The sequence below is a fragment of the Vibrio sp. MEBiC08052 genome (genome assembly GCF_001506075.1).
GTDB lineage: Bacteria > Pseudomonadota > Gammaproteobacteria > Enterobacterales > Vibrionaceae > Vibrio.
The window spans coordinates 1,204,413-1,217,806 of record NZ_KQ947475.1 but is presented as its reverse complement, the minus strand read 5'-3'; the positions used below and the strand labels follow the sequence as shown (position 1 = coordinate 1,217,806).

The window sequence follows — 13,394 nt, the reverse complement described above, 5'->3', positions numbered from 1 at the left end:
AAGAGTGATGAAAAAACACTCACTCTTGATCATTTTTGTTGAAAATTAACGACACCGAATTGACACAATAACGTTCACCGGTCGTTTGCGGACCATCAGCAAATACATGCCCGAGATGACTATCACAAGCAGCGCAGCGGATTTCAATCCGGCTCATCCCATGACTATCATCCTGTAAATATCGAATTGCATCGGCACTAACCGGTGCATCAAAACTTGGCCAGCCACATCCAGAATCATACTTACTCGCTGAAGAAAACAACGGCGCCTGACAACAAGTGCATGTATAGATGCCCGTCTCTTTATTATGCAGTAGCGTCCCTGAAAATGGTATCTCGGTGCCTTGCTGGCGACAAACGCGAAATTGCTCATCGGTAAGCGATTGACGCCACTGAGATTCTGATTTTTTAACCTGTTTCATATCCTCACAACTCATACTTGGAACTTTACTTTCACGTGCTCGGTTTTATCATGTTTTTTTCATGAAAAACTTGCACATCCGCGGTGTTGTAGCACATACTTCAACACCTTAACATCATTCGTTGAGATTTTTTAGAATACCATGGATGCTTCGGTATTCTAGACCAACTGGTGATTGGCAGAGACTAGATTGTAGAATAAATGTAACCAATAGAAAGAAAGGTTCACTTTTTTGATTTTAAACAACTAAAGTAGGATTATTGGTTGCAGAGATGAGTCGGTTTCTGTAATTTTACTACCAGTATCTTTCATCAAGAAATTAAGTTGTGGAGCAACTACAATGACTATCAAAGTAGGTATTAACGGTTTTGGCCGTATCGGCCGTTTTGTTTTCCGTGCAGCACAAGAGCGTAACGACATCGAAGTTGTTGGTATTAACGATCTGATCGACGTAGATTACATGGCATACATGTTAAAATACGATTCAACTCATGGTCGTTTCAACGGAACTGTAGAAGTTGAAGGCGGTAACCTGATCGTTAACGGTAAGACTGTACGTGTCACAGCAGAGCGCAACCCAGAAGATCTAAAATGGGATGCAATCGGTGTTGACGTTGTTGCTGAAGCAACCGGTATCTTCCTGACTGACGAAACTGCGCGTAAGCACATCACTGCCGGGGCTAAAAAAGTTGTTTTGACTGGTCCTTCTAAAGACGCTACGCCAATGTTCGTTAATGGTGTCAACTTCGACACTTACGCAGGTCAAGACATCGTTTCTAACGCTTCTTGTACAACAAACTGTCTGGCACCTATCGCTAAAGTGCTGAACGACAAATTTGGTATCGAATCTGGTCTGATGACCACAGTTCACGCAACGACTGCAACTCAGAAAACTGTTGACGGTCCTTCTGCAAAAGACTGGCGCGGTGGTCGTGGTGCTTCTCAGAACATCATCCCATCATCAACCGGTGCTGCAAAAGCAGTAGGCGTTGTACTTCCTGAAGTGAACGGCAAACTGACTGGTATGGCTTTCCGTGTACCAACAGCAAACGTTTCTGTAGTTGACCTGACTGTCAACCTTGTGAACGGTGCTTCTTACGAAGATATCTGTAAAGCAATGAAAGAAGCGTCTGAAGGCGAACTGAAAGGCGTACTTGGTTACACTGAAGATGCAGTCGTATCTCAAGACTTCATCGGTGAAACTTGCACTTCAGTATTCGATGCGAAAGCCGGTATTGCACTAACTGACAAATTCGTAAAAGTTGTATCTTGGTACGATAACGAAATCGGTTACTCAAACAAAGTTCTTGATCTGATTGCTCATATCTCTAAGTAATTAAGTAATCCGGATTCAATCTGAACTTGTTCAAAAGGCGGCTTTCAGCCGCCTTTTATATTTTCAGACCGATCACTTGTTGAACCCAATCTCCGGATGACACCAAAATGCGAGGATGAAAAAAATGGATTTACATGCTTTCCCCACCCTGACCAATCTTTCTGACTGTGTCTCAATCGTAGAGCGAGAGAACACGAAAATAGTGCGTGTCATACACGATAAGGCAACCGCCGGCATTTCTTTATACGGTGGACATGTAATTTCCTTTCAGCCAAGCGACAAAGCAGATTTAATCTGGATGAGTGACGCTGCCAAATTTGATGGCGCAACCCCTCTACGTGGTGGTATCCCCGTTTGCTGGCCTTGGTTTGCCCGGATTGGTTCACCGTCTCACGGTTTTGCCCGCACCCAACAATGGGCACTGGTTGAACACCGGGAAAGTGAAGCGGGTGTAGTGGTGACACTCGGTCTGACGGACAATCCTGAAACACTGGCAATCTGGCCCTATCAATTCAGCTTACTGCTGCACGTTGCCATTAGCGACACGCTTGAAGTCACGCTGGAGATAACCAACGAAGACGCAAGACCGTGGCACTTCTCCGGGGCACTCCATACCTATTTGCATGTCGGTGATATCCGGCAAACCACAACAACTGGCATGGGCAACGAATATATTGATAGCCTGCAAAATAATATGATGTGTCAGGGCGATGATGAGTTACAACTGACTGATACCATTGACCGCGTTTACACCAAGCCAGCGCCACAGATTCACCTGCATGATCCGGTGCTAAAACGGACAATTGTCGTTGAAAACAAGGGCCATAATTCAGCTGTCTTATGGAATCCTTGGTCACAAGGAGCCCAGTCAATGGCAGATATGACCGACGAAGGCTATCAAACCATGCTGTGTATTGAATCCACCGTTCACGCTCCCTGTATTTCTGCCGGGATTACTTTACAACCGGGTGAACAGTATCAATTGAAAACGAAACTCTCAGCAGCAGATTAACCGGTCTATCGTTAGCGCTTGTCTCTTGCATGGCGATAAGCCTGACAAGCGCTTTTTATTTGCGGTGGAACCCGATACACTGCCCGCCTCCAATCGATACGAAATACAAGGCTGATTATGTCTTATCAATGTCCATTGTGTGACGCCCCGCTTCAGCAAGAATCCGGTACATTCCGTTGTATCAATCGCCATCAGTTTGATATTGCCAAAGAAGGGTATGTCAATCTGATGCCCGTCCAGCATAAACGTTCCAAAGATCCCGGTGATAACAAAGCGATGATGCAAGCCAGACGTCATTTTCTGGAACAGGGTTACTATATTGCCATGCGTGATAAAGCGGCTCAGCTCTGCGCACAATTTATTTCACAACCTGCTGCTTTGCTGTTGGACATCGGCTGTGGCGAAGGGTATTACACCACGCATGTTGCCAAAACCCTGCACACCGACATTCCCGATTTGGAGGTCTATGGTCTGGATGTCTCCAAACCTGCGATTCGCTATGCTGCCAAACGATACCCCAATTGCCAGTTTTGTATTGCATCAAGTCACCGGCTACCTTTTGCCGCACAAAGTATCGATGCTATCTTGCGTATCTACGCACCCTGTAAATCAGAAGAGCTCCAACGTTGCCTGAAAGCCGATGGTATCGTGGTGACCGTGACACCGGCAGCCCGTCATCTATATCAGTTAAAAGCACTGATTTATCAGGATGTTCGTTTGCATGATCCACAGGCTGAATCAATTGAAGGATTTACCCCGGTTCATGAAGAGCAGTTACATTATCCGATGCAGATGAGTGGAACAGACGCATTGAATTTACTCCAAATGACCCCTTTTGCCTGGCGCGCCAGTGAAGCTGTCAAAACAACATTACAACAGCAAGAAACATTTCACTGCGAAGCGGACTTCACACTGCGGGTTTATCGAAAAATATAAATACCACATCAATTCGGGCATATTTTTTGCTGTCTTATTTGCAGGAAGATTTTGAGAAAAAATGACTCAAGTTTTTCCTTCAACCTCCGTTAACATAAAAGGAGATGGGCAGGAGAATGTTATGGACCCAGTAAAAGCAACAGGATCTACAACTTTGTATTCACCTCAGTCGGTTAAAGCAAAACAGATTGCACCGGCGGCTCAGAGTGCGCCAAATAAAACTAATGAATTCACAAAAGTTGAGCAGAACAAAGTCATCTTATCTGACGAAGGGAAAGCTTTGCTTGCCGCACTGAAAGAAATCGACAAAGAAAACAAAGTTAGTGAAGATAAAAGTGTTGGTGATAAAGTCGAATCATTTACTTATGGTGCTCTGGGAATGGAACATCCTAAAAAATTAGAAGAGGAAGAAGACGGCTCATACTCTGCGGGGCAATATCTTTCCGCAGCGGCAACTGTTGGCAGTATCCTGTTAGCAATAGTTTGATTAAAAATAGATAGTCTGTTCAGCTTCAACTTCTTCCATTTTTTTCCCATCCCTTCAGATGATCCGTCTCTGAAGGGATATTTTTTATCACACCTGTCATTTGTCAGGGATTCCGGGCGGAACCCCTTCATCTTCAGTTCATGCCATGTCTTCAGTTCACGCCATGCTCACGAAAACACTCAACGTACTGTTTATCTTCTTTCTGAATATGTAGCGTAAGCCAATCTTGAAGGAATGACATCAGCTCCTTGCCAATGTTTTCCCCATTTTCGACCCGTTTCTGGAAATCAAGTACCTGCTCGACTAATCGATGGTGAGCCCCGACGTGTTCATGCTCATTCACATAGCTGAACTGCGCGAATAGCGTTTCCTCATACTGAAAGTGGTTCGCCGTATAATCAATCAAACCTTGTACAACCCGTTTAATCGATGCCAGTCCATAGCCGTTATTCAATAAATGGTTCAGCTCATTAATCAGGTGGACTAAAGTCTGATGCTGCCGATTTATTTCCTTAATATTCAAATCAAGCGATGGTCCCCACTCAATTAACTTATTTCTTTGCTTATCTTCAGCTTCCAGTTGGCGACGATCAATCGCGAAACGGTGCAAGAGTGAGTTAATTTCACCGGATATATTTTGCACTGTGACACTCGCCATCAATGTTTCTTGCGTCGCCCTGACATTCTCTTTTGCCACGACAGAGATTTCCGACAAACAGTGTTCCAAATCAACCGTTGCATTGACCTGCTCATCCAGAGAACTCGTAATTTGACTACTTTGCCCTTTAATTTCTGCGATCTTATCTAACAACTGCGTGAAAGATTGACTGGTCTGTTCGACAATCCCCATGGATTCATGCATACATTCACTGTTTCTCTGCATCGCTTCGACCACAGTGTTAATACTCAAGCGCAGCGCCTCGATCCGCATATGAATATCATTAGTTGCCGTTTGCGTTCGTGTCGCAAGTGTCCGGACTTCATCGGCAACAACGGCAAATCCCCGTCCTTGCTCTCCGGCCCGGGCAGCTTCTATCGCGGCATTCAATGCCAGCAAATTGGTCTGCTCCGCGATATCACTAATCGTACCGATCACCTGACCAATACTGACACTCTCCCCTTCCAGCGCCGTGATGTGCTGATGCGATGTTTCAATCTGCTCGCTGGCCGTATGTAACGCATGTTCTAGCTGCGCCATCCCGTTGCAACCTTCATCAGCCTGTGTTTTTGCTTCATTGGCATAGCCGGATGAAATTTCGGTAAAGTGAGCAACTTGCCGAGTCGTCTCAACCAGATGTCCGACGATTTCTACCGCCTGTTCGACATCATTTCTTTGCCGTAAAGCACCGGTTTTAGACACTTCCGAATCTTTTTTTACCGATTCAGCAACATTGAGCAATGCCGCTGATGTCGCCCCTAATGCCCCAACCGTTCTTGAAACATCTTCACCGATTCGATTAAAAGAACGATAAAGCGGATGAGCACCTTCACGTTCAGTCTTGATTCTGGCCCGCAAGTCACCTTCAGACAACTCAATCGCAACACTTTGGGTTACCACGAGTAAACGATGAAATGACTGTAACGTCAAAAACACCACCGTACTGAACAGGATTTGCCCCCCTGTCCACCACCAAAGTTGCTGTGAAATAAAATAGGCCAAGAAAGGCAGTTGCAGAATAAACAGAATAAGATTCCATTGTTGAGCACTCAACTGACTCAATTTCTTTATATTGTTATAATTCATAAAAAACTCTCAAGGGGTAATACTCTATTGTTATATTGATTTCCCCAAGTGACTGTACGATACGACTCAGAAAGCTGTCTGAAGGCATTCTGAACCCAGTACCTCGAGACTGCTTGGGTAGGCCTCATACAATTACTTAACAAAATCATAGAAAAAGATTGATAAGTTTCCAGAAAATGTAACAAAAATAAAGCAAAAGCATTCAAAAATTTGATCGCGTAACGATAAACATAAAAATACAGTGAGCCATCTCATTTATTCTTGAATTGAAATGATGGGTAAAATAATGCCCTGCCAAACTCAAGGGTGACAGAATATAGCCATGCCCAACGTCAATTTGCTTGTTCCGCCCACAGTTTCATTTATCAACCCAACAAATTCAGTGGGCAAGGACGTGACCGCAAAAAGGCTTCGCAGCGATCAACCGGCTCAGGACGACAAAGGTAATACCCTTGGATCTCATCACATTGGTGCTGATGCAAGAAAGCCAGTTGCCGGTCATCTTCAACCCCTTCTGCGATCACATTCAGCCCTAAGCTATGACCTAACGCAATTACTGCTTGCGCAATGCTGCACCCTTCAGGATTGTCCGGCAGATCCGTGACAAAAGCGCGATCAATTTTCAGGCGGTGGACAGGAAAGTGTTTCAACGCACTGAGACTTGAGTAACCGGTACCAAAATCGTCAATCGAAAGTTGAACCCCCATGCGGTTAATTTTTTGCATAATCTCAACCGCTTCTTGCGGATCTTGCATCACCACACTTTCCGTAATTTCCAATTCCAGATAACGGGCTTCTAATCCACTCATTTCCAAAGCGGCAGCCACGCGTTCCGGTAAGTCTTTCTCATGAAACTGGCGAGCAGAGACATTCACCGCCACGCAGAGATCTTTAATGCCGGCATCCTGCCACGCTTTATTCTGTTTACACGCTGTCTGCAACACCCAATCCCCGATCGGAACAATCAGGCCTGTCGTTTCAGCCAACTGGATAAAACGCACCGGAGGAACCATACCGAATTCAGGATGCTGCCAACGCAATAGTGCTTCAACCCCAATAATGCGCTGCGTATGAAAACAATACTGGGGCTGATAGTGCAGGATGAATTCCTGATTCTCCAATGCATGACGCAGGTTCTCCTGCAAAACCATCCGTTCCTGAATCTCATTGCCCATATCAAGGCTATAATGCTGAAAACTATTCCGTCCCAACTCTTTCGCATGGTACATGGCAACATCAGCATTTCTTAGCAGGACATCCGCGGTCTGGCCATCATCAGGATAGTTCGCAAACCCAATACTGCTGGTCATTCTGATTTCGTGATCGGCAATCTGTATCGGTTGGGCAATCGCTTCTTTGATTCGATTAAGTATCATCTCAATCGGATTCGCGTTATACAGGATTACGACAAATTCATCGCCCCCCAAACGTGCCAGGGTATCGGTTTTCCTGATACAGGTTTCCATCCGTTTCGCAATAATTTGTAATAACGAATCGCCGGAACTGTGACCCAGACTGTCATTAATCATTTTGAAATGGTCGAGATCAATCAGAACAACCGATACCTTCCGGCCATAGCGTTGTGCCCATAACAACCCCTGATTTAAACGGTCATCCAATAAAGTCCGATTCGGCAATGCCGTTAATGTATCGTGATGTGCCAGATATTGAATCCGCTCCTCGTTATGCTGGCGTTCAATGGCAATACCCGCAATCCGTGTTGCCATATCGACAAACGTCATATCTACCTGACTCATTTGATATTTTTCAAGAAAATAAAGTGTCAGTGTACCTAAGATGTCTCCCTGTGAGGTGACCATCGGTATGGTATAACACGCATGAATCCCGAACTGATTCAGTAACGAACCGTAGGCTTCCCACCCGGATGTCGGTGCCAGCGGATTCTCGCACCAGACGGCTTGTTCCCGTATCACTGATTCACTATTCGGACTCAATGACTCAGTCACAAGTTCGCCTTCGGGAAATAATGTCTCATACTGCGCGGCAAACATATCCGGTAGCTCTGGCGCTGTGCGCAACGTTAACCGACCATTGTTTTTCAAAAATATAGCGCCCAACGTCTTCACCTGATGGGCTTCAATCAATTGAATTAAACGATTGAGAATATCATCCAGTGGCGAGCCGGTGACCATCATTTCAAACAGTTGTCCTTGTCCGATGCGCAGTGCCTCTGTTCGTTTACGTTGATCAATATCATGAATGACCAGAATTTCTCCCTTGGATAGATCTTCCCGATCAATCGCGGTCAGAATCGTCTCTCCCCAGAAACATCGACCGTCGCTGCGCTGATAGCGAATATCCAAAACATACTCACCTTGCTGAACGAGTGACTGATGGGCGGCTTGATGAATGTAATCATCATGATACTCAGCCGAATAAAGCGATTCGAGCGGCAGTTCACTCAAAGTCTCAATCTCCTGACCGAACAGTGTCGCCAGTTTTTGATTGCATCTGACAATCCGACGCTGCTGCAAAAATGCAATCCCCACCCCGGAGTATTCCAGTAAGCGTTGCTGCTCTTGTAAAATCTGATTCAGTTCCACTTGCGCTTTTTGACGAACTTGGCTTTCTTCAACCAATTGTCGATTTTTGTCGGTTAACCGCTGCTGCATGTCACACAAAGACAAGTGGAGCTTAATCCGGGACACGACCTCTTCAATCTGAAAAGGCTTGGTAATGTAATCCACACCGCCCACTTCAAATCCCGTGACTTTGTCTGTCACATCATTCAAGGCCGTCATGAAAATCACCGGAATATGGCGAGTTTTATCGTTCTGCTTTAAGTGGGTACACACTTCAAAACCATTCATACCCGGCATCATCACATCCAGTAAAATCAAATCCGGCACCACATAGTCAGCCCGCAGTAACCCCTCTTCTCCGTCTTCCGCGATCAAAACCTGAAAGTGCCGACCATCGAGTTCATCCACTAATACACCCAAGTTGGCGGGGGTGTCATCGATGATCAAGATAATTTGCTCCTGATGCTTCACTGTCGGATACTCCACAATACTCATATGGCAGATTTCCTTTCTAATAACTCATTGACTAGTTGGGATATCGCCCGGGATTGGAACGCTTTCGTCATATCAATCAATTGCGCGGCAAAAGCATTATAACGGGAATCTTCTGCTTTTAAGCCCTCAGCCCAGTTGCGGATATGACGCATATTGCCGAGCAATGCCAAATGATGAAGTTCCTCTAATTGCTCTCTCGGTGGCGTCACCCATTCTGAAGTATCGGACATCATCGGTGATGCATCCAATTTCGATGTCTGTTCATCGACGATCCACGTCAGGTTCAGCTGTTCACCGATCTGAATCAGTAAGCGATTTCTATCAATCGGTTTACTCACAAAACCACTAGCTCCGGCTTCTTCTCCTTGTGTCAGCTCGGTTTGCGATGCGCTGGCAGAAACAATCAGGATCGGAATATCCTCCAGTTCCGGAATCTGTCGAATATTCCGTGTCGCCTCCAGTCCATCCGTCACCGGCATCACAATATCCATCAAAATCAAATCCGGTCGCTGCGCATACGCCTGCTCAACACCATCCTGACCATCAACGGCTTCACTGGTTTCAAAGCCAATGCCACCCAATAAATCAACCAATAACATACGGTTTTCCAGCACATCATCGACAATCAGAATCTGCTTGCGACTCCCCTCATAGCCAATAATATTCTTCTGACTGAGACTAGAGTCCCGCTCTCGCTTCTCCGTCACAACCGGCAAATCCAGCGTAAAGAAAAACCGGCTTCCCACGCCCGGTTGACTGGTTACCTGAATCCCACCGCCCATCTGTTTAACGAGCTGCTGGCTAATCGCAAGGCCGAGCCCCGTACCGATAATCTGCCGTTTTTTATTCCCGACCCGCTCAAAGGGGTGGAAAATAATATTCTGCATTTCAGGATCAATCCCGATACCGCTATCTTCTACCGAAAACGTGACTCTCACCGGATCCTCGGTATCGGCCGATTCAGCAACAACGCTGAGGCAGACATAGCCCGTGTCGGTATACTTCACCGCATTGCCTAACAAATTCAGCAACACCTGACGCAGGCGCTTTTCATCGACAAAAACCCAAGGCAGTATCTGAGGCTTGAGCTGAAGCTTGAGATCCAAACTCTTCTGCGCCGCTTTAATGCGAATAATTTCAAGCACACTCTGGAAACACCGGGTCAAATCAATCGCTTCAGGTGCCAAATCCATTCGTCCGGCTTCAATTTTCGACAAATCCAACAAGTCATTAATCAGGGTCAATAAATGGTGGCCACTCTGAATGATGGTATTCAGTCCATCTTTTTGCTGTTCGTTCAGTTCAGGGGCCCGGTGTATCAACTGCGCATACCCGAGAATCGCATTTAACGGCGTTCTCAGTTCATGGCTCATATTTGCCAGAAAAACCGATTTAGCATGTGTGGCTGCCTCTGCCTGAATACGAGCACGATTGAGTTCACGAGCTTGCGCCTCCAATTGTTCTGTTTTGTGCTGCAAGTCTTCTGTCCGTTCAACAACACGCTGCTCCAGTTGTGCCATAATCTGTTGTCGTTCCGCTTCCGCCTCGGCTTCCATTGCCCGAACCTTGATAGCATTTTCTTGAAAGATTTTCACAGCACGGGACATACTGCCGACTTCATCCTGACGCGTGACACCGGTAATACTCACGTTCAGATCTCCGGCGGCTAACCGACGCATCACCGCAGCCAGCGAGATAATCGGTCTGGCGATCAAGCGAGACGTTGACCAGGCAATAAACAGTGCCGTCAACGCAGTAATACCACCGACAATCATGCCGGAGAGCTCACTCCATTCATTATGTTTATCAGCGGCAACTTGTTGTTCTTTGGCAAACTGGGATACGAGTGATGATGTTCGCTCAACCTCTTCACGAACTTTTTGATGAACCCGAGACAGTGCATAGCTTGCCTGCCTGAAGCGAATAAAAGCATCACGGTAGCCATCAATCAACGAATTGACGGTCACCGTCGCGTCCTGTGACAATGCCAAGGTGCTCACGGCGGGCAAAATACGCGAGTAATGACTCAATTGATCCAACGTATCATGGACAAGTGCAGCCTCGTTATCCGTTGAACGCAACAGAAAAGTCAATGTCTTCGCTTCCAAATAGGCCACTCGCTCAGCAAATCGTCTGGAAATATTAACTGAGTTTTGCAATAACCCGATCTCGGTTCGCAGGTAATCCATCGTCTGTCCTAACGCGCCCTCACGCGTTGCAATGAGGTTTTCAAACTGATTAAGAATTCGCTCAATGGCTTTAAAATGCGCCAGCAGTTGCGTATAAACCACACTGCGCTCTGATTTGATATCGTTCAATGCATCAATATCTTGTCGGGCACCAATGAGCACTTGTTGCAGTTGCTCGATAATGGTCAGCCATTGCTCTTGATCACTGAGTTCTTTTAACATATTCACAACCGGAAACATCGCCTGCAGAGCCTGTCTGATTTCCGTCAGCGGGTCCTCAACTTCCCCGACGACATGCGGTAGCAACACAGTAGACATTTTATGCACTCCCGCACGGAGACTTTGGATAATCTGGTGGGATTGATACACTTTGTTCATTCCGGCATCCTGCAAATCCATCCGCTGCTCAAGCTGCTCCCGTCGTTGCGTCAAATGCGTTTCAATCGCTGTTGCCACGTTTTGCAACTGCGTCTGTTGACGAGTCATATTGGTGGTTTCGGTATTCATCATTTCGGTCGCCAATCCTAAGATATCGACCGTATTGGAGAAGTAACGCATTCTTCTTTTCAGTGCGGAGACCTCTTCCGCATGAACGCTCTCCAATTCACTCAAATCCAGATGAGCGAGCGTCGCTACATTTTCTTCTATAATTGTTTTTACTTCATTCAAACGAGAGGGTTGATGGGAAGAGATAAAATTTTCGATCCGCTCTGCTGCATCATTCACGGAGACCATTACTGCTGAGCCGTAGCCGATCATTTCCACTGATTTCTTCAACTGGGTCAAACTATAGAAGTGCACAATCGAAACACCCATGTTCAGTAACACCAACAAGACCACTGATACCGTAATCTTGGTGGTAATCGACCAGTGCTCAAATGACCTGATTTTCAGCATAACACCGTATCCACACGCTTACTGATGCAAGGCAGCATCAATCATGTTCACCACATCTTGCTGAGAATATGACGGATTTGCGGCACCACCGACGGGCATTTTCTCAAGCCATGTATCCAGCTCATCGCTGTATATGGTCACTAACGGAACGTGTACCATTTTCGGGACTTCTTTTCCGGCCAGGATTTGCTGCGCCACCCAAAAACCGACCTGTGAAATACTTGGGGTCGCCGAAATAGAAAATGTCTCATAACCATGTGCATCCCGCTTTTGCTTCCAGAATGCCAGCTCATTCTGCCGATTGCCCATCACAATAATCGGCAACGGCCTCCCTGCTTCCTGAAAAGCCATTGCCGCACCGTACCCATCCCCGCCCTGATCCACCACTGCATCAATTTTCGGCAATGCAGGCAGGGCTAATGCTACTTCTTTCTTCGCCACTGAATTGGTCCATTGACCATAAACGGTATGCACGATTTTCAGCGCCGGATACTGTTGCGCTGCTTTATGAATGCCGGTACTGATATTCTCATCGGTTGTATCACCGGCAATGCCCCGAATTTCCAACAAGTTACCTTTACCTTGCAGGCGTTTGGCAACATAGTCGATCTCTGCCCGTCCCATTTCATCCCAATCGTAGTTCACCTCGTAAACACAAGGGTCATGTATTTTGCTGGCAAGAACCACGACAACAACACCGGCCTGACAGGCATCATGAACCAAGCCTCTCAGTGCTGTATCCGATGCGGCCAGAATGACAATGGCATCATAGCCATCCATAATCATATTCTGGATTTGCTGAGCCTGCTCCGGTACGGAATTATTCGCACTGAACACCGGTGCATCTTTGATCAATTCATCTTGTTGCGCCTGAGAGGCAACATCTTTCCAGTTTTGAACCATCACTTTGCGAAAATCACTGCCCGCGTAAGAATTGCTAAATGCAATCCTTTTGTTGCTCGTATCGCCACGTACCACCCCATCGGCTTGACTAAAAGGGACATAGAAAATCACCGACAGCGGGCAAAGCATAGCAAGGGCAGACAGCCGACATCGCCTCATCCAAATGCGGCTGCAAAATAATTGAGTCAACACCATGAAATTCATCTCCTGATTCAAGGGACCCGGATGTCAAAGAAGGGGGATATGAACACACGTCTGAGCAATGCTTCATTATCAGAATGAAACCGAGCGCTTAGCAGGAAACTGTCCCCTGAACATAGAGAAAATATGGTCAGAAGGCGTGCCAAACACAAAAATCAATCATAAATTACGTGAAATGATACTCATAATATTGATGTAACAACCAATCTGCCAGGGACGCTATTGACAAAT

Annotated in this window: 9 protein-coding genes; 4 read left to right on the top strand and 5 right to left on the bottom strand. The window is 46.2% G+C overall.

Translation table 11 applies throughout. The features are described 5' to 3' along the window. Positions 1-19 precede the first annotated feature (19 nt). Complete coding sequence (gene msrB / locus VRK_RS05385; RefSeq protein WP_231735742.1) at positions 20-421, bottom strand: peptide-methionine (R)-S-oxide reductase MsrB; 402 nt, start codon at positions 419-421, stop codon at positions 20-22. A gap of 339 nt (positions 422-760) precedes the next feature. On the opposite strand from msrB, the gene gap reads away from it, so the two are divergent. The 4 genes from gap to VRK_RS05365 all read left to right on the top strand — a co-directional run bounded on the left by gap (position 761) and on the right by VRK_RS05365 (position 4,191). Continuing rightward, complete coding sequence (gap, locus tag VRK_RS05380; protein WP_059120424.1) at positions 761-1,756, top strand: type I glyceraldehyde-3-phosphate dehydrogenase; 996 nt, start codon at positions 761-763, stop codon at positions 1,754-1,756. Between the two features lie 124 nt (positions 1,757-1,880). Next, positions 1,881-2,768: a D-hexose-6-phosphate mutarotase gene (locus tag VRK_RS05375; protein WP_059120423.1), complete on the top strand. Its 888-nt coding sequence runs from the start codon at positions 1,881-1,883 to the stop codon at positions 2,766-2,768. A 117-nt stretch (positions 2,769-2,885) separates the two neighbouring features. Further along, the gene (gene rlmA / locus VRK_RS05370) at positions 2,886-3,704 is read left to right on the top strand and encodes a 23S rRNA (guanine(745)-N(1))-methyltransferase (protein ID WP_059120422.1); all 819 of its coding nucleotides are present in this window, start codon (positions 2,886-2,888) and stop codon (positions 3,702-3,704) included. Positions 3,705-3,825: 121 nt separating this feature from the next. Next, positions 3,826-4,191, top strand: coding sequence for a hypothetical protein (locus tag VRK_RS05365; RefSeq protein ID WP_059120421.1), 366 nt, complete (start codon positions 3,826-3,828; stop codon positions 4,189-4,191). A 151-nt stretch (positions 4,192-4,342) separates the two neighbouring features. Here VRK_RS05365 and VRK_RS05360 read toward each other — a convergent pair whose 3' ends face one another. The 4 genes from VRK_RS05360 to VRK_RS05345 all read right to left on the bottom strand — a co-directional run bounded on the left by VRK_RS05360 (position 4,343) and on the right by VRK_RS05345 (position 13,157). Continuing rightward, positions 4,343-5,935, bottom strand: a complete 1,593-nt coding sequence (locus VRK_RS05360; RefSeq protein WP_059120420.1) for a bacteriohemerythrin — start codon at positions 5,933-5,935, stop codon at positions 4,343-4,345. A 365-nt stretch (positions 5,936-6,300) separates the two neighbouring features. Then, a complete protein-coding gene (locus tag VRK_RS05355; RefSeq protein WP_059120419.1) occupies positions 6,301-8,973 on the bottom strand; it encodes an EAL domain-containing protein in 2,673 nt (890 codons plus the stop codon). Then, positions 8,970-12,059, bottom strand: coding sequence for an ATP-binding protein (locus tag VRK_RS05350; protein WP_059120418.1), 3,090 nt, complete (start codon positions 12,057-12,059; stop codon positions 8,970-8,972). Before VRK_RS05350 ends, VRK_RS05355 begins: the two co-directional genes overlap by 4 nt. An 18-nt stretch (positions 12,060-12,077) precedes the next feature. Continuing rightward, complete coding sequence (locus VRK_RS05345) at positions 12,078-13,157, bottom strand: ABC transporter substrate-binding protein (RefSeq protein WP_197413061.1); 1,080 nt, start codon at positions 13,155-13,157, stop codon at positions 12,078-12,080. Positions 13,158-13,394 lie beyond the last annotated feature (237 nt).

Coding starts and splice junctions, on each gene's coding strand:
- msrB (WP_231735742.1), bottom strand. CDS start 421: ATGAAACAGGTTAAAAAATCAGAATCTCAGTGGCGTCAATCGCTTACC.
- gap (WP_059120424.1), top strand. CDS start 761: ATGACTATCAAAGTAGGTATTAACGGTTTTGGCCGTATCGGCCGTTTT.
- VRK_RS05375 (WP_059120423.1), top strand. CDS start 1,881: ATGGATTTACATGCTTTCCCCACCCTGACCAATCTTTCTGACTGTGTC.
- rlmA (WP_059120422.1), top strand. CDS start 2,886: ATGTCTTATCAATGTCCATTGTGTGACGCCCCGCTTCAGCAAGAATCC.
- VRK_RS05365 (WP_059120421.1), top strand. CDS start 3,826: ATGGACCCAGTAAAAGCAACAGGATCTACAACTTTGTATTCACCTCAG.
- VRK_RS05360 (WP_059120420.1), bottom strand. CDS start 5,935: ATGAATTATAACAATATAAAGAAATTGAGTCAGTTGAGTGCTCAACAA.
- VRK_RS05355 (WP_059120419.1), bottom strand. CDS start 8,973: ATGAGTATTGTGGAGTATCCGACAGTGAAGCATCAGGAGCAAATTATC.
- VRK_RS05350 (WP_059120418.1), bottom strand. CDS start 12,059: ATGCTGAAAATCAGGTCATTTGAGCACTGGTCGATTACCACCAAGATT.
- VRK_RS05345 (WP_197413061.1), bottom strand. CDS start 13,157: ATGGTGTTGACTCAATTATTTTGCAGCCGCATTTGGATGAGGCGATGT.